We start from the raw sequence: 1,429 nt of genomic DNA on the forward strand, positions 1-1,429 counted from the left end.
AAGGCAAAGAAATCAGAAATGTCTTTTTCAGACTTCGTACCACTTAGCGGAAGTGAAAGGTTCAAGACCTTGTATTCAGCCAGATGTTCAGACTGTTTATGTGCCTCCCGTACACCTGTTTCATCCGCATCATACAAGAGTATGATATGCCTAAAACGAAGCTGAAGGCTCTCAATGATACTTGTCGGTATCTGTGCCGTTTCACTGTTGAAGCAAATCGCATTGAAGCCGTGTGCATACAATGAGAGTACATCCTTTTCTCCACCTGTAATGAAAAGCATATCTCCTTTGGCAGGAATCTGCTCCATTCCGAAGCAATAGGTGGCAGGCATCCGTCCACCATAAAGAAAGCGGATTTTTGGACTGTGAGGTCGGTATATCTTTACATAGCCGTTTCCGATATAGGCAAACATAGGTTCCGTAGGTGAACCATAAAGTTCAAACTTCTTGCCTTCAGCAGATACACTTTCGTAGCGTTTAAGACTCCGTACACGAAAGCGACGGAGTGTATCCTCATGGATGCCATAATGTGCCCAATAGTTCAGCAGACCATCGTCAAATGGCTGTATCTCGAAACTATATGGTCGTTCTTCCGTACACTTGGTTATATCAGCCTTAGGAGTGGGAACAATAGTTTCTTTATATGCTGACGTGATATGGCTGCTATGCTTTTCACCATTACATAAAGAATACAATCCAAGTTCTTGTACAATCGTTTCCAATACTTCGGGAAAACTTGTTTTCAGGTTCAAATTACGGAGGGTTGCCACAAACCAGAAGCAATCCCCAGAATAGGTGGTATCTCCATGATCATAGAATTTGTAAGAAGAAGTTTTCCTGTCGTAGTAGATATGGCAGGAAGCCCGCCTATCGTCATAGAAAGGGCTTCGGAAGTTGCGATGAAGGTTTACCTCAAAGCCAAGGAAATGTGAAAACACATTCAGACCTCCTTGTGTAAGTAAAAGAATCTGTTCCTTTTCTATCATAGTTGTCAGTTTTTAGGATTAATACATGAACTCATGATGAGATTGTCCTTGAAACGGTTGAGCCGACCAAGAATCTCGTCGTTTCTCATACCTGATACGCGGAGCCGGTTGCATTTCGTGGCAATCACGATAGACTTGAAAAAATAACGCACATCACCACCTTCTGTGTAGCGATACCTCACCAACTGCTTCTTGCGCCAACGGTAAAGGGTGGACTCTGAAACATTCAGAGTCNCGATNAGGTCTTTGGTGGTCATCTCCAGCTCNTCNTCNATNTCTTGGATAAGANGNGAGGTGCGCTCNANATACTGCTCAATTCGGTTGAGCCTGTCTATCAGTTCCTGATAGGCTTGGCTTTCTACTGCTATTATTTCCATATGTCATCACAGTTTGGTTTGTAAGATCATGTGCTGCGGTCCCAATTCCTTGGCGAGATCCATTAT

Annotated in this window: 1 protein-coding gene and 1 pseudogene; both read right to left on the minus strand. The window is 43.3% G+C overall.

The annotated features are described in order from the left end of the window. Positions 1–986, minus strand: a 986-nt coding sequence (locus HMPREF9304_RS10770) for a toprim domain-containing protein (protein ID WP_036929003.1), incomplete at its 3' end; no start/stop codon positions are given. 5 nt (positions 987–991) lie between these two features. Continuing rightward, a pseudogene (locus HMPREF9304_RS10775) lies at positions 992–1,363 on the minus strand (MerR family transcriptional regulator). Between the last annotated feature and the right edge of the window lie 66 nt (positions 1,364–1,429).

The sequence above is a fragment of the Hoylesella timonensis S9-PR14 genome (genome assembly GCF_000762405.1).
In the GTDB taxonomy this organism is placed as follows: Bacteria; Bacteroidota; Bacteroidia; order Bacteroidales; family Bacteroidaceae; genus Prevotella; species Prevotella timonensis_A.